The sequence below is a fragment of the Spirosoma radiotolerans genome (assembly GCF_000974425.1).
Taxonomy (GTDB): domain Bacteria; phylum Bacteroidota; class Bacteroidia; order Cytophagales; family Spirosomataceae; genus Spirosoma; species Spirosoma radiotolerans.
This window is the reverse complement of record NZ_CP010429.1, coordinates 1337338-1358737: the sequence shown is the minus strand read 5'-3', so window position 1 is coordinate 1358737 and position 21400 is coordinate 1337338. Positions and strand designations below refer to the sequence as shown.

General features: G+C 49.9%; 18 protein-coding genes. 11 read left to right on the top strand and 7 right to left on the bottom strand.

Annotated elements, in window-relative coordinates; all coding sequences use genetic code 11:
• Window positions 1-47 precede the first annotated feature (47 nt).
• The 4 genes from SD10_RS05235 (at window position 48) to SD10_RS05220 (ending at window position 6102) form a co-directional block, all read left to right on the top strand.
• Complete coding sequence (locus SD10_RS05235) at window positions 48-2633, top strand: family 20 glycosylhydrolase (protein ID WP_046375998.1); 2586 nt, start codon at window positions 48-50, stop codon at window positions 2631-2633.
• Window positions 2634-2694: 61 nt separating this feature from the next.
• Window positions 2695-3537, top strand: a complete 843-nt coding sequence (locus SD10_RS05230) for an ROK family protein (RefSeq protein WP_046375997.1) — start codon at window positions 2695-2697, stop codon at window positions 3535-3537.
• A 66-nt stretch (window positions 3538-3603) separates the two neighbouring features.
• Window positions 3604-4875: an MFS transporter gene (locus SD10_RS05225; protein ID WP_046375996.1), complete on the top strand. Its 1272-nt coding sequence runs from the start codon at window positions 3604-3606 to the stop codon at window positions 4873-4875.
• Between the two features lie 54 nt (window positions 4876-4929).
• A complete protein-coding gene (locus SD10_RS05220) occupies window positions 4930-6102 on the top strand; it encodes an AraC family transcriptional regulator (protein ID WP_046375995.1) in 1173 nt (390 codons plus the stop codon).
• Between the two features lie 42 nt (window positions 6103-6144).
• Here the strand turns inward: SD10_RS05220 and SD10_RS05215 are convergent, their stop codons facing one another.
• Window positions 6145-7374, bottom strand: coding sequence for a DegT/DnrJ/EryC1/StrS family aminotransferase (locus SD10_RS05215; RefSeq protein ID WP_227699149.1), 1230 nt, complete (start codon window positions 7372-7374; stop codon window positions 6145-6147).
• 266 nt (window positions 7375-7640) lie between these two features.
• Here SD10_RS05215 and SD10_RS05210 point away from each other — a divergent pair, with 266 nt between their 5' ends.
• Both SD10_RS05210 and SD10_RS05205 read left to right on the top strand, forming a co-directional pair.
• Window positions 7641-8744: a vWA domain-containing protein gene (locus SD10_RS05210; protein WP_046375993.1), complete on the top strand. Its 1104-nt coding sequence runs from the start codon at window positions 7641-7643 to the stop codon at window positions 8742-8744.
• 214 nt (window positions 8745-8958) lie between these two features.
• Window positions 8959-9672 carry a uracil-DNA glycosylase family protein gene (locus SD10_RS05205; RefSeq protein ID WP_046375992.1) on the top strand — a complete coding sequence of 238 codons (714 nt, stop codon included), beginning with the start codon at window positions 8959-8961 and terminating at the stop codon, window positions 9670-9672.
• Window positions 9673-9729: 57 nt separating this feature from the next.
• Here the strand turns inward: SD10_RS05205 and SD10_RS05200 are convergent, their stop codons facing one another.
• Together SD10_RS05200 and SD10_RS05195 are read right to left on the bottom strand one after the other, a co-directional pair.
• Complete coding sequence (locus SD10_RS05200) at window positions 9730-10263, bottom strand: lipocalin-like domain-containing protein (RefSeq protein ID WP_046375991.1); 534 nt, start codon at window positions 10261-10263, stop codon at window positions 9730-9732.
• 205 nt (window positions 10264-10468) lie between these two features.
• Window positions 10469-10981 carry a lipocalin family protein gene (locus SD10_RS05195; RefSeq protein ID WP_046375990.1) on the bottom strand — a complete coding sequence of 171 codons (513 nt, stop codon included), beginning with the start codon at window positions 10979-10981 and terminating at the stop codon, window positions 10469-10471.
• Between the two features lie 303 nt (window positions 10982-11284).
• On the opposite strand from SD10_RS05195, the gene SD10_RS05190 reads away from it, so the two are divergent.
• The gene (locus SD10_RS05190) at window positions 11285-11605 is read left to right on the top strand and encodes a heavy metal-binding domain-containing protein (RefSeq protein ID WP_046579077.1); all 321 of its coding nucleotides are present in this window, start codon (window positions 11285-11287) and stop codon (window positions 11603-11605) included.
• Window positions 11606-11667: 62 nt separating this feature from the next.
• On the opposite strand, the gene SD10_RS05185 is transcribed toward SD10_RS05190, so the two are convergent.
• Window positions 11668-12489: a metallophosphoesterase family protein gene (locus SD10_RS05185; RefSeq protein ID WP_082111525.1), complete on the bottom strand. Its 822-nt coding sequence runs from the start codon at window positions 12487-12489 to the stop codon at window positions 11668-11670.
• A 168-nt stretch (window positions 12490-12657) separates the two neighbouring features.
• Complete coding sequence (locus SD10_RS05180) at window positions 12658-14190, bottom strand: P-loop NTPase family protein (protein WP_046375988.1); 1533 nt, start codon at window positions 14188-14190, stop codon at window positions 12658-12660.
• Between the two features lie 163 nt (window positions 14191-14353).
• Between SD10_RS05180 and SD10_RS05175 the strand changes: the two genes are divergently transcribed.
• Window positions 14354-16147 carry an IPT/TIG domain-containing protein gene (locus SD10_RS05175; protein ID WP_046579076.1) on the top strand — a complete coding sequence of 598 codons (1794 nt, stop codon included), beginning with the start codon at window positions 14354-14356 and terminating at the stop codon, window positions 16145-16147.
• An 18-nt stretch (window positions 16148-16165) separates the two neighbouring features.
• Here the strand turns inward: SD10_RS05175 and SD10_RS05170 are convergent, their stop codons facing one another.
• Window positions 16166-17101: a 2-hydroxyacid dehydrogenase gene (locus SD10_RS05170; RefSeq protein WP_052731080.1), complete on the bottom strand. Its 936-nt coding sequence runs from the start codon at window positions 17099-17101 to the stop codon at window positions 16166-16168.
• Between the two features lie 154 nt (window positions 17102-17255).
• On the opposite strand from SD10_RS05170, the gene pdxA reads away from it, so the two are divergent.
• The 3 genes from pdxA to SD10_RS05155 all read left to right on the top strand — a co-directional run bounded on the left by pdxA (window position 17256) and on the right by SD10_RS05155 (window position 20608).
• Window positions 17256-18983, top strand: coding sequence for a 4-hydroxythreonine-4-phosphate dehydrogenase PdxA (pdxA, locus tag SD10_RS05165; RefSeq protein ID WP_046375987.1), 1728 nt, complete (start codon window positions 17256-17258; stop codon window positions 18981-18983).
• A gap of 93 nt (window positions 18984-19076) precedes the next feature.
• Complete coding sequence (locus tag SD10_RS05160; RefSeq protein WP_046375986.1) at window positions 19077-19964, top strand: YicC/YloC family endoribonuclease; 888 nt, start codon at window positions 19077-19079, stop codon at window positions 19962-19964.
• Between the two features lie 5 nt (window positions 19965-19969).
• Window positions 19970-20608, top strand: a complete 639-nt coding sequence (locus SD10_RS05155; protein ID WP_046375985.1) for a DNA-3-methyladenine glycosylase — start codon at window positions 19970-19972, stop codon at window positions 20606-20608.
• Here the strand turns inward: SD10_RS05155 and SD10_RS05150 are convergent, their stop codons facing one another.
• On the bottom strand, window positions 20609-21172 hold the full coding sequence (locus SD10_RS05150; protein ID WP_046375984.1) for a pentapeptide repeat-containing protein: 564 nt from the start codon (window positions 21170-21172) through the stop codon (window positions 20609-20611).
• Window positions 21173-21400 lie beyond the last annotated feature (228 nt).

Genomic DNA, 21400 nt, shown 5'->3' with positions numbered 1-21400 from the left:
TTACTACTAATTTAAGTAATAAAGAAGGATACTTAACCTAAGGATTTATGCGATCTGCTTTTTTCACCATCCTCATCCTGTCGATCGGCGTTTGTATGAATGGCTGTCGATCAGGCAGCACACCCACTACGGAGGAAGCCAAACAGATCGCCGTTGGCTGGGAACTCGTCAGCAATTTCACAAAAATAGACACGGGCTTCGAAGCCCGCTTCAGCCTCACCAATGGCAGTAGCACCCCACTGACCGATGCCAATTGGGCCTTGTTTTTCAACATGTCTCCCCGGCCGCTCATTCCACCTCTGACCCCTCAGCCTGCCACCGTCCACCATATCAATGGCGACTGGTATAAACTCACCCCTAACCCAGGATTTACCCTGAAACCAGGTGCGACTATCCAAATTCGGTATGAAGGAACAGAAGCCGTCAATAAGCTGACGGATGCGCCAATGGGGCTATATTTCGTCTTTTACACGAAAGATGGCCGGGAAGAGCGTATCGTACAGGTAGCCAACTATAGCGTTACACCCTTTACCCGACGAGAGCAAATGCTGCGGGGCAAAATCGATAGCGAGCCGCTGTTTACGCCCGAACATACGTATCGGACCAATCTGACAGCTTCTTTGCTTCCCGCCGACAAACTTCAACAAATCATTCCATCGCCGGTCAAACTGACGCCGGGTAGGGGTACCTTGACACTCGATTCGTCATTACCGATTTACGCCGATAAAGGCCTCGAACGTGAAGCGGATTACCTGAGCCGGAAACTAAAAACTCTGACGGGCAGCAACTTTTCTGTAAGCACCGGAGCGCCAAAAGGACCCTGTATAGCCCTGAAAAAGGGTAACGTCAGCGTGAATGGCGTTGTCAACGAAGCATATCGATTAGGCATCGACGAAAACGGGGTGATCATTACCGGCAACGATGCCGCGGGGGTTTTCTATGGCGTTCAGAGTTTGCTGGCTCTCCTTCCGACTACAAGCTACTTGAAGCCTGCGGCTACTGTTGCCGTACGCTATGTACAGATCGAGGATGCCCCCCGCTTTGCCTTCCGGGGAATGCATCTGGATGTTAGCCGGAATTTTCAGACGAAAGAAACCATCCTGCGACTACTCGATCTGCTGGCATTTTATAAAGTCAATACGTTCCTGTTCTACACGACCGAAGACGAGGGCTGGCGACTCGAAATCGATGGATTGCCCGAGCTGACTCAAGTGGGGGCACAACGCGTGCATACGTCGGGAAAAGAAACGCCTGTGCTGCATCCGGCTTATGGCTCAGGGCCCAGGGCGTATGACGAAGGCAAATACGGCAGTGGGTATTATACAAAAGCGGATTTTATCGATATCCTGCAGTACGCCACTGAACGCCATATTAAAGTAATTCCTGAAATCAATTTACCGGGCCACGCCCGAGCGGCCATCAAAGCCATGGAGGCCCGCTACGAACGGTTGATGAAGGAAGGAAAAGAGAAAGAAGCCAGGGAATACCGGCTGATCGATCCCGATGACAAATCGGTGTACCTGTCGGCGCAGGGCTATACCGATAATGTGGTGAGCGTTGGCCAGGAGTCCACGTATCATTTTTGCGAAAAGGTGGTCGATGAGCTGACGAAGATGTATAAAGCAGCCGGTTTACCGATGGATGTCCTGCATACGGGTGGGGATGAAGTGCCCGAAGGTGCCTGGACAAAATCGCCCGTAGCGGCCAGGGTGTTAAGCAACAATCCAACGATCAAAGACCCCAAAAATCTGCAGACCTATTTCTTCCGGAACCTCGTCAAGCGGCTCAAAAAGCGTAACCTGGAAATACACGGTTGGGAAGAAGCGGTATTGGCCAAAGCTACTGACGGAAAATTAGTGTTAAATCCTGAATTTGTTGGCCAGGGCGTGGTTCCCTATGTATGGAACAATCTGTTCGACATGGATCTGGGTAATCGAATGGCGAATGCGGGCTATCCGGTGGTGCTGTGCAACGTATCGAATTTTTATTTCGATATGGCTTATACCAACGATCCGCAGGAGCCGGGTTTGTATTGGGCAGGCTATGTCGATACGAAAAATAACTGGGCATTTGCGCCTTTCGATATGGTCAAGACAACCAACAAAACGTCGATGGGCAAGCCATTAAAGTATGCAGGCCTGGAAAAAATGAAGCTCAGTGCCCGCAAAAACATCCGGGGTGTAGAAGCCCAGCTCTGGAGTGAAACGATTAAAGGCCGCGCCATGGCTGAGTACGCCATGCTGCCTAAACTGCTGGGCTTCGCCGAAAGTGCCTGGGCACCGGAACGACCCTGGGAAACCATCGAGAATAAGCAGGCGCGCGAAGCGTCAATGCGAATAGGCTGGAATGTTTTTGCCAATACCTTGGCTCAGAAAGACTTACCCCGACTGTCGACAATCAATGGCGGTTATACCTATCGGTTACCGCTGCCCGGTGCCCTTATCGAAAAGGGTATGCTCAAGGCGAATGTAGAACTTCCCGGTCTGGCCATTCGGTACACGACGAATGGAACGGAACCCACGGCTCAGTCCGCGTTGTATGCAGGTCCGGTGAAAGCCGCAGGTACATTAACATTAAAAAGCTTCGATGCATCGGGTAGATCGAGCAGGTCGGTTGTCCTTAAGGTACCATAATATTCCTGGCGAAGCTTAGTACATACACCAGGCGAACACACTAACAAACTGAATGCAACAAATGACTATTGGGGTCGACTTAGGAGGGACGAACGTGCGGGCCGGGCTTGTGCAGAATGGATTAATTGTCCACCAGAAGAGTGGTCTGTTACACCAAAAAGAATCACTTTCCGCTACTTTATCACAACTGATTGGGCTGATTCGTCCCCTGGCCGACTCGTCTGTCAGTAGTATCGGCATTGGCGTGCCATCGGTGGTCGATGTGGGCCGGGGCATCGTTTACAATGTTGCCAATATTCCCTCCTGGAAAGAGGTGGCTCTGCGCGACATTCTGGAGGCAGAGTTCGCCGTTCCTGTATTTGTCAACAATGATGTGAATTGTTTCACCCTGGGCGAGCATCAGTTTGGGCAGGCGAAATCCTACCATTCGGTGGTTGGCATGTCTATTGGCACCGGACTCGGCTCGGGAATTATCATGAACAATCAACTTTTTGCGGGCTCAAATTGTGGCGCGGGCGAAATCGGCTTACTGCCTTACCGGGACAAAAATTTCGAGTATTATGCCTCTGCTGAGTTTTTCAAAGCGGTTCACGGAACAACGGCCCTGGAAGCCAGCCAGGCGGCTCAACTGGGTGAAGAAAAGGCACTACAACTATGGGTCGAATTTGGCCGTCACTTTGGTTGGGCCATCAAAGCAGTCCTGTATGCCTATGATCCGGAAGTCATTGTATTGGGGGGTTCCATCGCCAAAGCGTATCCTTTCTTTAAAGCCGGGATGCTCGAGAGCATGCAGGATTTTGCCTATCCAATGACCCTGAAACGGCTGAAGATTTTCCAATCAGAAAAAGAAGGCATTGCGCTCTTGGGCGCTGCGGCTCTGGTCGAGCAACGCGAGCACCTTTAAGGAGATTTTACAGAACTGCTTACGTATGAAAAACGCATTCCTTTGTTTTACTCCTAAGCACTAACTATGAACCGTAACACCCTGATTGTTGGCCTGATTCTACTTATTTTCTTTGTCATTTCGTTCCTGACTAACATTCTGGGGCCTATCATTCCCGATCTGGTCGACAGTTTTCAGTTGAGCATCGGCCTGGCGGGTTTTCTGCCGTTTGCTTTTTTTGTCGCCTACGCCGTGTCGGTACCGGCGGGCTTACTAGTCGAAAAACACCGGGAAAAGCGGGTGTTGCTTGGGGCTTTTTTTCTGGCGTTTCTGGGTGCGCTGCTGGTTGCGCTGCTTCCCCGTTTTTCGGTCGCGCTGGTCTCCCTCTTCTCCATTGGTGTAGGGATGGCTATATTACAGGTTGTCATCAATCCGCTGTTGCGGGTGGCGGGTGGCGAAGCCCATTTCGCCTTCAACTCAGTACTGGCTCAACTTTTCTCCGGAGCCGCTTCGTTTATCAGTCCTTTTTTATACAGTTATTTTGTCCTTAACCTTCACACAACGAACACCAGCCTTCCCATTGCCCTGCTCAACCGGCTGGTTCCTGTTCATCTCGAATGGGTATCATTATACTGGGTGTTCGCCCTCACGACACTCCTGATGATTGTGGTGGTGGCTCTGATCAACTTTCCGACCGTGGAGCTTAAGGATGACGAAAAGATAGAAGTGGGCACCACGCTGACGGAATTAGTGAACAATAAAACCGTACTTCTCTTTTTCGCGGGAATCTTTGCGTATGTCGGTACAGAACAGGGCATTGCCAACTGGATCTCAACGTTTCTCCAACTCTATCATGGTATTGATCCAGCCACTACCGGGGCTCAAGTGGTGGCTGCCTTCTGGGGACTGATGACGGTAGGCTGCGTTCTGGGCCTTGTTCTGTTAAAGCTGGCAGACAGCCGCTATGTGCTTATCCTGTTCACATTAGGTGCCATCATTGCCTTACTGGCTGGGCTGTTTGGCACGAAAGACGTGGCCCTGTATGCATTTCCGGCCACTGGCTTTTTTGCCTCCGTAATGTGGTCGATTATCTTCTCACTCGCCCTTAACTCAATCCCTCGGCATCACGGTACGTTTTCGGGCATCCTGTGTACGGGCATCGTTGGTGGAGCACTGGTACCGCTGATCATTGGCGGCCTGGCCGAACTAGTCGGCCTTCGCTGGGCGATGCTGGTTTTGTTACTTACTTTAAGCTATATTTTTAGCATCGGCCTCTGGGCTAAACCGCTGATTACAAATGCAACACTTAAATTAAAGAAGGAACGAGTGAATGAACGAGAGCGCGAACAAGCAGCCTGACGCGATAGCGCAACTTCGCCGTAGTTTTCACTCATTCACTCTCACTCGTTCTCTATGCACAAGATTATTCTGTTGATCGACTTCGCGGAGGATTACAGCAAGAGCCTCTTGAAAGGCATCACGAAATACTCGCGCGAACATGGTCCCTGGATTTTTTGTCGGATGCCGCTTTTTCACCGGGAAACGATGGGCATTGATGGCATTCTGAACTGGGCCCTCGAATGGGAAGCCGACGGCATTATCGGACAACTCTATAACGATGAGAACATCGGAAAAATCGTGCAGGCAGGCATTCCGCTCATTGCGCAGGACTTTAAGGAACGGTTCACCGAAATTCCTAACATAACGGGAGCTCACCACGAAACAGGTGCCATTGCCGCTGACTATTTCCTGAAAAAGGGCTTCAAAAACTTTGCCTTTTATGGGTTCTCCGACATCGTCTGGTCTCGGGAACGAGCGGAAGGATTCGAGGAAAGCATTTCCAGAGCGGGTTATGAAGTTCATTATTTCGAGAATAGAAATGCTGCACGTGCCAATGAATCGGAATTGTGGTATTATAAGCCTAGCTCGCTGAGCCAGTGGCTTCTATCCTTGCCCAGACCGGTTGCCATCATGGCTTGCGATGACCGCCTGGGGCAGCACATTACCGAAGCCTGCCGGCATTCGGGAATTCGCATCCCCGAAGAGGTGGCCGTGTTAGGGGTCGATAACGATGAAATGATTTGTGAGCTGTCGGACCCTCCCCTGTCAAGCATTGCGCAGGATGCCGAGAAGGGCGGCTATGATGCGGCCCGCCTGCTTGACCGTATGATCCGGAAAGAAACGGCCTCTTTTTATGACATCATCGTCAAGCCTACGCAGGTCATTACCCGCCAGTCGACCGACATTTATGCTACTCACGACGATTTCATTGCCGCTTCGCTGAAGTACATTCATCAGAACATCGACAAAAATCTCCAGGTCGATGCGCTGGTCAAACAAGTACCTTTATCGAGACGGTCGCTGGAGATGCGGTTTCAGCACGAGATCGGTTACCCCATCTATAAGTATATTCAGAATCTACGTATTGAGAAATTCTCAAAAAAACTGCTGGAAACAGACTTGACAGTTTTTGAGATTGCCCTGGAGCTCGGCCTGAACGACAGCAAAAACATTGCCCGGCAATTTAGGCAGGTAAAAGGCTGTACCCCACTCGAATACCGAAATCGGTACCTGGCAGGCAAGTAGTTTTTTACCCACCGAGACCCCTCATTTTTAAACCGGACTCCGTCAACCACTGACGGCCATTTGAATTTTCTGAATCGCCCGGACAAACGACTCCATATCGGCTCGGGTACCCAACATGGCCTGTTGAAAAATCCACACGGCTTCGTGGAGGCAGGCTTGCTCGGCTTCCGGGCAATATACCTGTGTATAATCGACCGACTCAGGAATAGCGTAGCACATAAAGTTTTTTTGCTGAAACACAGGCTGCTTATACAACGGATGCGGATACCCCGCCGAACAGGGGACCCCTTCGGCCAAGAGCATAGCAATAAATTCATTCTTGGGTAGCTGCCCAAATTTGGTTTTGTCGTACTTGACGATATAGAGGTGATAGCAATGCCGAACCGCGACTGCTCCCCGGCTCAAGGGCGTAATTCCGTCAACATCGGCCAGCAAGCTATCGAGATACAGGCCATTTTCGTTGCGGATAATGGTCTGCTCGTCCAGCCGTTTTAACTGCTCAGAAAGAAGCACTGCCTGGAGTTGCGTTATCCGGTAATTGCAGCCAGGATTGAAGTGGTCATACCACTGCCCACTGGGTAAACGACCTACATTTCGGAGCGAATTCATCGTTTCGTACAAGGCATCATCGTTGGTGATCACGATACCTCCTTCGCCACTGGTAAGGTTTTTGGAAGACTGGAAACTGAAGCTACCCGCGTCGCCGATTGAACCAAGTTTACGGCCTTTATACTCGGCCCCATGTGCATGGGCCGCATCTTCGATTACCCGCAGGTTGTACCGTTTGGCGATGTCCAGAATAGCTGCCATGTCGCAGGCTAAACCAGCAAAATGAACAGGAATGATTGCCCTTGTCTTCTCTGTAATCACAGCCTCGATCCGCTCAGGATCAAGATTATAGGTTCTCGGATCAATATCAACGAAGACGGGCACGCAGTTTATTTCCAGTACGACTGAGGCCGTTGCTATGAACGTGTAAGGCGGCACGATGACTTCATCGCCGGGCCGTAAGCCAGCGGCAATTAAAGCCAGCCGTAGCGATACCGACCCGTTTACACAGGTTACGGCATATTTGCTATCGCAATAGGCAGCAAACTCCTGCTCGAAGCGGGCTACTTCATCGGCACAGTCGGGATTGCCCCATTGGCCACTCCGCACCACGCTGGCCACGGCCTGTACGTCGGTTTCGTCGTAGATAGGCCAGGGGAAAATCTTTTCCACGGATTTTGGCCCGCCCACTATCGCCAATCGTTTTTTATTTATATCCATCATTCTGTACGGTCTTTTGGGACTATTCGTTTAACAAGCTGAACCCAATGCCAATATAGTACATGGATGAACCGGTTTCAGGCTATCGAACTACGTATTGACGTTGCCTTATAAGCTAGTCTGAACAGACCGAACAAATCCGCGAAACGCGCTGTTCTGACAATAGGTCGACGGCTTACGTCTAAACGACGCAGGGCATGACCATAGCAGCGAAAAAACACCAACCCAGGCATTCCAGGCCGTTCACCCGATAGCAAACCACTTTACCTATGAAAGGCTTTCAGTTTTCTGATTACGTACCACCCGAACAAAAAGAAGGCAGCAAGTTTGACCAGTTGCTGAATATTTTCCAGCAGCTGCTGCTCTTAACCTCCGGGGATGTTGAACAAGCCATGTCCTGGATGAGCCAGCTCGACCGCCAATATGGCCTCACCGATGACAAATATGGCATTGGTAATTTCTTCGATGATTTGAAAGAAAAAGGGTACCTGACAGAAGATAATCAGGAGGGTAAAATCGTGATGACGCCGAAGAGCGAGCAGACGATTCGCCGGAGCGCCCTCGAAGAAATATTTGGCAAACTTGAGCGATCCAAGTCCGGTGGCAATCACCAGACGCCGTATACCGGCACCGGCGACGAACTGAGCAGCGACATTCGCACGTATCAGTTTGGCGACTCGCTGGAACAAATCTCGATGACCGAATCCATACGCAACGCCCAGATCAACAGCGGTGTAGAGGATTTTACGCTTATGGAGCGTGACCTGGAAGTGACGCAAAAAGAGCAGAAAACGCAGACATCTACGGTGCTCATGATCGACATTAGTCACTCCATGATTCTGTATGGCGAAGACCGCATTACACCCGCGAAAAAAGTGGCGCTTGCGCTGGTTGAACTGATCAAGATCAAGTACCCCAAAGATACACTCGATATTGTGGTGTTCGGCAACGATGCCTGGCAGATTCAGGCCAAAGACCTGCCTTATCTGGAAGTTGGTCCCTATCATACCAATACGGTAGCGGGGTTGGAACTGGCGATGGATTTGCTGCGTCGGCGCAAGAATAAGAACAAGCAGATCTTCATGATCACTGACGGCAAACCGACTTGTTTGAAAGAAGGCATCAAATACTACAAGAACTCGTTCGGACTTGACCGCAAGGTGGTTAGCAAAACGCTGACCCTGGCCGCGCAGGCCCGCCGATTGGAGATTCCGATCACGACCTTTATGATTGCCTCTGACCCCTACCTGAAACAGTTTGTGCAAGAGTTTACGAAAGTTAACAATGGCCGGGCTTATTACAGCGGTTTGCAGGGATTAGGCAACATGATGTTCGAAGATTTTCAGCGGAACCGTCGCAAAAATATCAAGTAATGAATCTCCAATATCCCGTGTCCTCACAGACACGGGATATTGTTGTGTTGCCAGTTTTAAGAAACTGACAGCACTATGAGACGAGCTTAACATGAGGGCTGTGGTGAAGACACAGAATACATCAATAGAAAATCATTACATTCCCTTATCTAGTTCGAAAATACCAAACGAATGGGGTAAGTTCGTTAGTCTGTTGTACATACCCTTCCCCTGAATGACTACCTTCGCCAGTAAAGCTATTGCTTACTACAATGCCCTGGCAGCGCCTGCCAACCTCCCACCCGATATTGGTGTTTTGAATCCTTATCCACAACCGGCGGTTCAGGCCATTGTCAACGAGTTTTACACCAATTTCTTTAGCGACACAGCCCCACGCGTTTTTGTGCTGGGTATCAATCCAGGCCGGTTTGGGGCGGGCGTAACGGGAATTTCGTTTACAACACCCCAGAACCTGCGTCGATACTGCGGCATTGCCAATGACCTGCGCGATACGCCCGAACTGTCGAGTCGGTTTATCTACCAGGTTGTCGAAGCGTTTGGCGGGGCGAAGGCCTTTTATAGCCAGTTTTTTCTGACATCGCTGTTTCCACTGGCCCTCACCAAAAATGGTCCGGCCCGCAATGGCAAATCAGGCGGCCCTAAAAACTATAATTTCTACGACGACCGCGTAACCACCGAAGCACTGTGGCCCGCCATCACCGAAACAGTTCGTACACAGATTGACTTTGGTTGCAATAGAAGCGTAGCGGTGTGTCTGGGCCGTAAAAACGAAACATATTTGCGTCGGCTCAATGAGCAGCAGGGTTTCTTCGATCGCATTCTCACCCTCGACCATCCACGTTATATTTTGCAGTACAAGTCAAAAGACATAGCCATGTATCTTGACCGCTACATGGCTACATTACATGAGTGTGTGGAAAGCGCATAAAAAACGACTCGCCGTCGAGCAAGTCGTTTTTTATAAAGTATTTATGCTTTATTAGCCCTAGACCTTCGTCAGTTCCAGCGTAACGGTGTAGGCTTCTTCTTTGCCGTCACCGTCATAATCCTCCATTTCTTTGCCAGAAAGCTTCAGGGTGTTACCACTGATTACGGTATCATAGACAGTCACATCCGTTCCACTGGTCAGTGTCAATTTATTCCCATCTAATTTCCAGCTTGAATTTTCCTCAACGGGGTTCATGTCCGTTGTGGTCGAGCATTTAGAGCCTGCTGTTCCGCTAACTTTCCCATTGGCATTGAACGTAATCACGGAAGTGGTCAGGCACTCCACGGCATCATTTCCAATCCCTCCAGGTAATGACCGTAAATAGGCCAGCAAATCGTTGCTTTTTTGACCATTCCCCATAAAATCAACGCCGGGGTCAATCTTATAACCGGATATTTTCCAGCTGCCCTGTACGGATGACGTTGTTGGCGTTACAGCGTCATCACTACCTTTTTTACAGCTTCCGAACCACAGTGGCATGGCTACTACTAATGCCCAGGCCATGATCCGAGCGACATTCATCGTTTTCATAAAAGTATCCAATTGATTTGTTTTTAACGTGCTGCAAATCTATTGGGACCATTAAGCCGGATAAGTAACATACTGTGTGAACGGTCATATTTACTTAGTGAAGTGTATTTGTTAGCCAATGAATTGATTTCAGCGTTGTATGGCTAGTTCATAAAAAAACCGGCTCACGAATGAGCCGGCTGGTAAGAAGCATTGGTTCAAGTCCTTATTGCTTCTTCAGTTCCATAGTATATGTGTACATGGTTGAACTGGGTGTAGGGTAGTTCAACGTACCCTGCCACTGCAGTTTCAGGATAGCGCCTGTCCCTAAAACCGTATACGCCGTTTTAGTCCCATCTCCTTTTGTAACCGTCAGTTGATTTCCGCTCAGGCTCCACTTACTGGTGGCATCGATGCCGGTAAACGTACTGACCGGAACAGGAATACTTTGACAGGACATAGGGTTATCGGTCGTCGCATCCCCACCGGTCTTAAAGGTTATGGTAATGTCGTTCAAACAGGTGGTATTGTTAAAGAACAGTTTAGAGCCAGCTATTAAGTCGCTGTACAAGCCCAGCGCTTTCGGATCAATGGTTAACGTACTGATTTTGTAGTTTCCTTCAACTGTAGGCGTATCGACAATGGTTGGGTTATCATCTTTTGAACAACTGCCAAACCAGAGCGGAAGGGCGATAAGTAATGTCCAGGCGAATAAGCGGGATAAACGGAGGTCTTTCATCTGTTTCTGGTTGTAAAAGTTGATTAATTAGGTCATACCATACATTGGCTTACAAATAAAGACAGTTCTTCGATACAATGGTACGCGATCTACTCAACGGTGGTCAAGGATTATAAGTAAGCCCCTTACTTAAAAAGTAATAACCTTCCAGGCCTTGCAGTATGAATCGGGAGAAGCATGTAGTTCAGGGACCTAAAAATAAGTACCGGCGCTAAAATGTCATCTGATGCCTGTCGAAACGAACAACTGTATAACTTTACAACAGCAAGGGCCGAACAGGCTGTCACCTTACAATTTCTCCTTATGCTCGTAACGACTACTTCTAACATTGAAGGCAAACATATCATTAAATATGTAGGCCTGGTCAATGGTGAGGCCATTATCGGCGCCAATCTCGTTAAAGATTTTTTTACTACTATCAAGGATGTCGTCGGCGGTCATTCGGGAGCCTATGTACAGGCTCTGCGCGAAGCAAAAAGCATAGCCCTGAAAGAAATGATTGAGCAGGCTACTCGCCTGGGCGCTACGGCCATCATTGGTGTTGATCTGGATTACCAAACCATTGGCGGCAACGGCGCCATGCTCATGGTCAGCGCCAACGGCACAGCGGTCGTTGTCGAGTAAAGGCTAGTATTTATCAATAATGGGCTGTCATTTTCTGCTACGATAGCAGATTCACCAGCCCGTTAAAATACCAGGCTATTTATCTGCTTCTGATTGACAAAATCAAACTGGTAGGTACTTAGTTTCTGATCGGCCGACTCCACAATTCGATAGCCACTATACGGCGTACCCCAACTGCTGCCGAAATGTGCATCGAATAACAAGGCTGCTCCCTGGTAGATAATACTCTGATCTTTCGTATGATCATGCCCATGAAACACGGCCCGAACAGCCGGAAAATCAGCTAAAACGGCGACAATGGCGCTGCATACGTCCGTTCCCAGTAGGTTATGGATAAACGGAATATGCATAAACAGGAAAACGGGCACTGTAGTACGTACTGTTTTCAGCGTTTGCCGGAGCCACACGTCATCTCCGCACAATGTATCACCTGCTTCATTGGATGTATCAAGCAGAATAAGAGTTGCATTGTCACGCTCCACAACATGATTGGTGCCATATCCCCAAAGCTGCTGCCAGACATCCACGCTTACCCGGTCATGATTACCACGGGTTACATAGTAGGGAACGGGTAAGGTATCGAGATACGCTTTTGCCCTGGGCAGCAATCCATCGTTACCCTCGTGAATCAAATCACCATTAATGACAACGAACTGCAGTGGAGCTTTTTTATGGGCATCGGTCAGCGCTGCCAGCAAATCCGTATAGAATTGGTCCGAATCGGTAGACGGTTCGCCCAGATGCCCATCAGAAGCCACGGCAAATCGGAGGGGCGCTGGCGTTATGACAGTAGCCGTCTTAGTTTCTTTGCAGGAAGCCAGCAGCACTGATGACATACTACTCAGGGTAGCCTGTAAAAACAATCGACGATTGAGAGCGCTCATCGTAATACTAAGTCAATCCAAAGCCGTTAATTAAGTCTGGTCAAAGGACGCCTTTTCGCTCCCGAACAACATTAAGCCCTTGTTAAACTTTATTTACTGAGCAGAGTAGGCATAAAAAAAGGTGTTCGATGAACACCTTTTTTTATGCTAGTTAATAGTTTCACCGGTCTAGAACCGATCGTCGTCATCCTCTTCCTCCTCTTCACCAAAGCTGGTGCCGGGGTTAAACATCGAACCAAGCAGGTCTTTGAACGTCAGACCCGTGTCCATTGCTTTTTTGCCCACCAACGAGTGTTCGGCCAGGCCATGCAGAGCAAACTCCATCATGAATAGCTTTTCCGTTTTACTCAGGCGCGGATGAAACTGGTCAACCAGATCGTCGAGGCCATCGATGGTACGTAGCCGGGCTTCGTAATCCCGGTTGGTTAGTTCATTGAGGAAGTCCATGACGTTGCCATCACCAAACCAATCCGTAATTTTCTTGTACGGATTACCACGTTTGTCTTTTTTAGCTTTTTCAGGATTCGGGAAATAAGCCAGGAATTGATTCCGAATGGCTTTGCCGATCAGATTCTGGGCCACAATAACCGGTCCTTCTACCTCACCTTCATAAACCAGTTCTACCTTGCCACAAATGGCTGGTACTACGCCATATAGGTCGGCAATACGCACATAGGTATCTTTTTCGCCGTTGATCAGCGCCCGCCGTTCGGCCGAGGAAAGCAGGTTTTCGTAAGCCGAAATTGTCATCCGGGCCGATACACCACTTTTCGAATCGACGTATTCACTCTCGCGCGCTTCCAGGGCAATCTGCTCAATCAGGTCAGCAATCAGGTCATTGGTTTTCACCATGCCTTTCTGCTCGGTTTTCACGACCGCTTCCTGCATCGTAATTTTTTTCCCAATTTCGATTGATTTCGGATAGTGGGTCACAATCTGGGAGTCGATACGGTCTTTCAGGGGCGTCACGATACTGCCGCGGTTGGTGTAATCTTCCGGGTTGGCGGTAAAGACGAATTGAATATCCAGCGGCAACCGAAGCTTGAACCCACGAATCTGAATGTCGCCCTCCTGTAAGATATTGAACAGCGACACCTGAATACGGGCCTGAAGATCAGGCAACTCGTTGATGACGAAAATACAGCGGTGCGACCGAGGAATCAACCCATAGTGAATCGTCCGTTCGTCCGAGTAAGGCAGTTTAAGCGTAGCGGCTTTGATCGGGTCCACGTCCCCAATCAGGTCGGCGACCGATACATCGGGGGTGGCGAGCTTTTCAGTATAGCGGTCATTCCGGTGCAACCAGGTGATGGGCGTCTGATCGCCTTTCTCAGCAATCAGGTCGACGGCAAAACGGGACAGCGGCATGAGCGGATCATCGTTCAGTTCGGACCCGGCCACCACCGGAATATACTCATCCAACAGATTGACCATCAGGCGGGCAATACGCGTCTTGGCCTGCCCACGCAACCCTAATAAATTAATATGGTGCATGGAGAGGATGGCCCGTTCCACATCTGGAATAACCGTATCTTCATAGCCCCATATACCCGGAAAAACCACTTCCTTTTCCTTGATTCGGTCGATTAAATTGTCCCGCAGTTCCTGTTTGATTGAGCGGGTTTCATACCCGGCGGCTTTGAGTTCGCCAAGCGTAGAGATTGCCAGTAATTTAGATGCTTTCAGGCTGCGGTAGCTCATTTGTATTACGAATGGATGATAGTAATGAATAATGAGTTAGTCTTCATTTTGCATTATTCATCGTACACTGTTCTAACAGGCTTTCGAGAGAAATGGTTTTTAGACAGGCAAATTGACTAATTTTACCAATTATGCTCAGGAGTACAAACTCCGGTTGCCGTTTATGAAATCATTAGGATTACTTTTCTTTTTACTTAGTACGCTGATTGGTGTAACCAGTTGCCGCGTTCAGCACAGCCCGCCAGAACTAATCAAATTATCGGCATCCAAGGCTTATGTCGACCAGAGCCTGACCCTGACGGGCTACCAGTTTGGTAGTGAGCCAACGGTTATGTTTGGTGTAGGAGCCGGTGCTCTGTCGGCCCCTATGGGTAGTCATGACGAAACAACAATTCAGGTAACGGTCCCTCGTGTGGCACCCGGCAACACGCAGGTTAGGGTCCAGACGCAGGAGGGCACTTCTGATCCACTGCCCTTTACCGTTCTGCAACCCGCTCCAATTATAACGACGATTACGCCAGCCAATGGCCTTCAAGGACAGTCAATTACCGTAACCGGCGATTACCTCAATCAGCTCCAGCGGGTCCGCTTCAATGACATTGATGCCGTAGTGCAGGACAGCTCTGCTAAAAAAATTACCTTTCTTATACCCGCTACCGTACCCCGCGGTCCTCAGGCGCTGGCTATCGCAACCATCGGGGGCGAAGTTGTCAATCGATTTATTGTAGCCGGAACGCCCCAAATCACGAGCGTAAGTCCGGTGAACACAAAACCCGGTGCCGAACTGGTCATTCAGGGAAAAAATTTCACCGATGGTATTGTGAGCATCAATGGTCTGACGACTGATAAAACCTTAACAACGATCAAGGATACCGAAATTCGCACCATCATTCCAGCTACGGCAACATCGGGGCGGGTAACGGTGCAGGTTTTTGAAACATTAGTCGCCACCAGCACGGATACGGTAAAGATCTTCCAGCCACCATTCATTACTCACCTGCTTGCTCAGGATGGCATTGCCGGCGACAAGCTGGTCATAGAAGGTCGTAATATGAGCCAGATAACGTCGGTATCGATCGGGAACGCACCCGCTACATTCCGTATCCTCAGCGACACGCAGATAGAGGCCGTTGTACCGGCCTTACCCGCGTCGGCCCAAGTGTCGGTATCGGCAAGTGGGATTGGCGGAAATACAACGGCCACCGATCCGTTCTTTTTTTACCTGGGGCCATCCAACCTTGTCCTAAACCCAGCGCGGCAGCTTCGGGGAAAAACGCTTACGATTTCAGGCAAAAATCTTTACCGCATCACCGCCGTCAGCATCAGTGGAATTCCAGTGCCCATAACCAGCCGAAACGAAGGTATTGACCTACTGGTTGGCGTCCCAACAACAGCGGTTAGTGGTTCTGTTACGGTTACCAGCCGCGCGGGCACAGCATCGGCTCCCCTGGTTATTGTTCAGAAAGCGATTGTTTCGGATGTTATCCCGCTGACCGCCCGGCCTGGCGAACGGGTGGTTTTACGGGGCGACTATCTGAAGGACGCCCAGATTTTCTTCACTGGTTCCGCTGCGGCTGCAGTCGATGGTGGTAAAAATGAAGATACCGAACGCTGGGTAACCGTTCCTGCCGATGCCCAAACGGGACCGTTGCGCGTGACCAACCTCACCAATGAGACGACCACTACCGCTGCCTTTACCGTACTTCGGCTGATTTCCGGTGTAGATTTTACGCCAAAATCCGGAAAGGTTGGCGACGATATTATTTTAACGGGTCAGAATATAGCCACCGTTCAGGAGATTCGGTTTGGCAACGGTGCATCAACCGCAGCCAAATTTGCTATTGAAGGCGCAACCATTCGGGTTACAATTCCAACCGGCGCAACAACGGGCCAAATCTGCCTGACAAACGCAGCAGGCACCACCTGTACCAGTGCTAGTTTCACCGTTACCAAGTAGAGACGCATACTTGCGTCTCTACTTGCGCATCTGCCTGACTAACACTTCGTTGATTCGGACGTAGCTTTCGTGCGTCCAGCCAGCAATATGAGGAGTTAGAACAACTCGGTCTGACTGCCGAAGATAATCAAACGAGCGTTGCTGTTCGGGCGTAAGTTTGGCTAGTTTTTCGTTCTCCAGCACGTCCAGGCAAGCCCCCCGAATTTTACCGTTCTCCAACCCACGTACTACCGCCGACAGGGAGACAATTTCGCCACGGGCAATATTGATCAGGTAGAACGATTTCCCAAACTGATCGATAAATGTGTCGTTGATCAGCATTCGGGTATCGTCAGTTAATGGAATGTGCAGGCTTAACACGTCAGCTTCGACACAGATTTGCGCCAGGGTAGCTTCCTCGGCAAAAGCGTCTCCATAGTTGGTCAGGAATTTATCATAGGCTAACACCCGGCAGCCGAAACCACTCAACCGACGCGCTGTTGCGCGGCCGTTGTTACCATAACCGATCAGCCCTACGGTCAGGCTCCCCAGTTCATAACCCCGATTTCCTTCCCGATCCCAGATTCCCTGACGTACTTCCCGATCAGCCTTTAGAATATTCGCCAGTAAACCCAGTAACATACCGACCATATGTTCGGCAACAGCGTCGCGGTTTCCTTCGCCCGCGTGAAAAACCCGAATTCCCCGGCGCTCAACGGCCGCCAGGTCAATTAAATCCAGCCCGGCCCCTGCCCGGCCAATAAACTGGAGGTTGGGTGCTTGGGCCAGCACGTCTTCATCGACTGTGGTTTTGCTTCGAATAATAAGCCCTTCGTAGGGCGCTAGTGTGGTTAATAGCTCAGCCCGCGTGATTTTGGGCTGGTAATCATACCGAAAGCCAGCCTGATCGAGCATGGCAAAAAGCGACGGGTGCATTTCGTCGGCAATGAGAATAGACAGTTGATTCTGGGACATCCGTGGGGTTTTCGTAACTTGCAGGCAATTACAATGAAAAATGTAGAATGAAAAGTGATGAATAAACACGTGTTTTGTTTATTCCGTTTATTCATCACTTTTCATTCTACATTTTTTACTATTTGCTAACTCTTGGCGAAACTACAAAAAGTGCATGGAACAACGCCAATCCGAAGAATCGAACCCACACCGTATGAATGTGTCTGACGAATCCACGCCAGACCAACGGCCAGGTAATAAACAATTGGGTGAGACTGGACCAACAACTCCGCAGCAGGCGGGTAGTCAACCTGTAGACGACCGACAGGAAACGCCACAACGCGAAAACCGCAATGGCGGACTACGGAATAACGAGCAACGGAATAACGGATCACGCCCTGAACGAAACCGCGATGGCGGACCACGCGATGGCGGACCACGCGATGGCGGACCACGCGATGGCGGACCACGCGATGGCCAACAACGTAACGGCGCTCAGAACCAACGTGATAATCGCAATGGCGAACCACGCAATGGCGAACCACGCAATGGCGAACCACGCAATCAGAATAACCGGCAGAATCGCGACGAACGGCCGGCTGCTTCGGGAGCAACGCCAGTCGTTAACCCTGCGCCGACCGACCGACCGGAGCGGGGCCAACGACCGAATAATCAACGACCGAAACAGCAGCGTGAAGGACAACCTACGAACAATCCTCGACCAGTTGAGAACCGGCAACGCGATGATGCTCAACTTAGTCGGAACCGCCCGGTAACCGACAACCGACCTAATCAGCGTGATACAGATTTGACGGGTGCGGAACCGCATGAAAATACGGATCAATCGGGACAGACTACTGAAAGTGCGGGGCGCGACGACCGGTTAGTGATTGGCATTTCGCTCGGCGACTTCAATGGCATAGGCCCCGAAGTAATTCTGAAAGCGTTGCAATACAACCGTTTACAGAAAATCTGTACGCCCGTCATTTACGGCTCCATGCGGATTTTGAACCGATACCGCAATCTGCTGAACCTGAAAGACTGGAACCTGAACGGTGCCCAGACAATAGGCCAGATCAGTCATAAGCTCACTAATGTTATTACCTGCTGGCCCGATCAAAACCAGGAGATTCAGCCCGGTCAGGTAACTCCCGAAGCGGGGCAAGCGGCCCTGGCGTGTTTGCAGCGTGCCGTCGATGACCTTAAAGCGGGCAAATTGGATGCGCTGGTGACAGCCCCCATCAACAAAAATAACATCCAGTCGGAGGAGTTTAAGTTTCCGGGGCATACCGAATACCTGGCCGAAGAGTTTGGCGTAACGGACAACCTGATGTTTTTGGTGAGCCAGACCCTGCGCGTGGGCGTTGTAACGGGTCATGTTCCCCTGGGCCGTGTCCGTCAGAATGTCACCCGCGAACGGATTGCGCAAAAGCTCACCCTGATGATGCAATCACTGAAGCAGGACTTTGGCATCGAAAAACCGAAAATTGCCGTATTGGGTCTAAATCCCCACGCAGGTGAAGAAGGATTGCTGGGTACGGAAGAAAATGAGATCATAAAACCGCTCATTACCGAGTGGCGCAACAAAGGCCAGTTGGTGTTTGGCCCCTACCCCGCCGATGGTTTCTTCGGGACACGCGCTTACTCAAAGTTCGACGCCGTCCTGGCTATGTATCACGACCAGGGTTTGATTCCATTTAAAGCGATTGCGTTTGAAGAGGGCGTCAACTTTACGGCAGGCATGCCCGCCGTTCGTACATCGCCCGATCATGGTACGGCCTATGACATCGCGGGAAAAGATCTGGCAGACGAAACCTCTATGTTACAGGCAATTTATACCGCCATCGACGTGGCCCGTAATCGGAAAGAATTTCTGGAACTGGAAGCAGGTGCCCTGAAATAGTCTACGGTTTCCCGTTTACGGCTGGCTGACGCAAACGTTATGGACCCGCCAGCCAACTCTAAACGGGAAACTAAAAAATATAAACGATAAATTATGCTTAAATCAATGACCGGCTTCGGCAACGCAACGGTGGAAGCTGGTGGCCTGTCGGTGACAGCGGAAGTAAAAACGCTGAACTCTAAATTTCTGGATATTTATTGCCGGATGCCCCGCCAGTTTTCCGACAAGGAAATTGAACTTCGGGCTTTACTGACGCAGCAATTAGAACGAGGTAAAGTTGAGCTCTCGCTCAACCTGACTCGCGTCAATGCCGTTCGGCCCGGCGTTACCATCAACCGGCCGCTGGTGTTGGCCTATGTTTCGGACCTTAAAGAAACCGCCAATACAATGCTGATGAGCATTCCAGACAGCGATGTCCTGCAACTGGCCCTGCAGCAACCCAATGCCTATCTTACGGAATCGAACGATACGACAGCTGACTCTTCCGACTGGGAAACGGTACTGGCAGCCGTGAAAGAAGCAATCCAACGGTGCGATGGCTTTCGTAAGCAGGACGGGGCAGTTCTGGAAAGTAAATTTCAGGAATACATCCAGATCATTACCGATCGGCTGGCCGATATCGAAGAACATGACGTTCGGCGGATTCCGGCGGTACGCGACCGGATGCGGAATTCGGTGCGGGAATTGCTCGACAGTGAATCCTTCGATCAAAACCGCTTCGAACAGGAATTGGTCTATTATGTTGAGAAGTTCGACATTTCGGAAGAGAAAGTCCGGTTGAATAATCACCTGAACTACTTTCTGGAAGTACTGGCCACGGAAGAAGCCAACGGCAAAAAACTTAACTTCATTTCGCAGGAAATTGGCCGGGAGATCAACACGATCGGTTCCAAAGCCAATGACTCCTCCATTCAGCGGTTTGTGGTACAAATGAAAGATGAACTGGAGAAAATTAAGGAACAGACCATGAATGTGATCTAGCACGTATGCCTAAACTTCCTCTTGATTTCTACCAGAACCACGATACGCTAACGCTTGCTCAGCTTTTACTCGGTTGCGAACTGGTGCATGAATCTGCCGACGAAGGCACCACGGCGGGAATTATCGTCGAAACGGAGGCTTACCTGATCGATGATCCGGCCTGCCATGCGTACCGTCGGCAAACGCCCCGCAATTCGGCTATGTTTGGTCCGGCGGGAACGCTTTATGTCTACCAAATCTACAATCACTACAACTGCATCAATATCGTAGCGGGGCCGGAGGGCGTGGGCGAAGCCGTCCTGATCCGCGCTCTCGAACCAACGGAAGGGCTTGAGTTGATGGGTATCCGACGCAACGAAGCCTTCAAAACGGGCTTTGCCCGATATCGTAACAACACCATCGACCCAACAACCGCCGATGGAGAACGTAATCTGGCCAACGGGCCGGGTAAACTCACCATTGCGCTGGGCATTAGCCGAAGCGAGCATAACTTCTCATCGCTAACTACCGGAGCCATTTCAATTCGTGGCCCCGTTCTGCATGATTTCGATATGGTTACAACCACCCGCATTGGCCTGACGCATGGCGCCGATTTGCCCTATCGCTTTTACGTGAAAGGCAATTCCTACATCAGTAAGAAATAGCTACCCGATCACGATATCGTATTTAGTCAACAAACCCGGCAAGCTATGAAGCGAGAATTTCGTCTTCTTTAGTTTATTCCCATCGGGGTCCAGCGTAAGGTTATAGGAGGTAGAGAAATCTACCTGAGTCAGGGTATTACTGGCAAACAAAGTCAGTTCAAGGTCGCAGTTTTTAAATAATGCTCCGCTCAGGTCGCAACTCATAAAGCGGGCCTCTTTCAGCGAACAATCCACAAAGCGGGTTTTCTTAAGGTTACGACTCAAAAAACTGGTATAGTCCAGGCGGCACTCCTGAAAATCGACATGAAAGCCGAAGCTGCTGCACTGCCCAAAATTGAGCGATCTTAAGATGCAGTTGCTGAATATGACATCGTCTAGTTTAGTCCCCTCGATCACGGCCATTTCCAGATTACACGTTTCAAAACGGCAGTTCGTAAAGCTGGTATTAGCCAGTATCGCTTTTGATAAATCAAGGTTTTTGAACGTACACTGTTCAAACTCGTGACGGGTCCATTGATCTACAAGGCTTGAGTTCTGATCAAAAAGTTGCTGATGAAAATCCATTTATTATCTTTTTTCAACTCCTTACTGCATTGGGGGCTTACTGGCCGCAGTCCAATTTTAATTGCACAAAATTAGCCGGAGTATTGAGCCAATCACGCCTTCCTGTACAAGAAAAACTTAGCTGGCGAACGTGTCTTGCTAAGCCTCGGTAAAACGCTGTTTCAGAGATCACTGATACCGCTGAATAGTTGGAACGGTTACAATTCAGAGCACCTGATGTATACTACT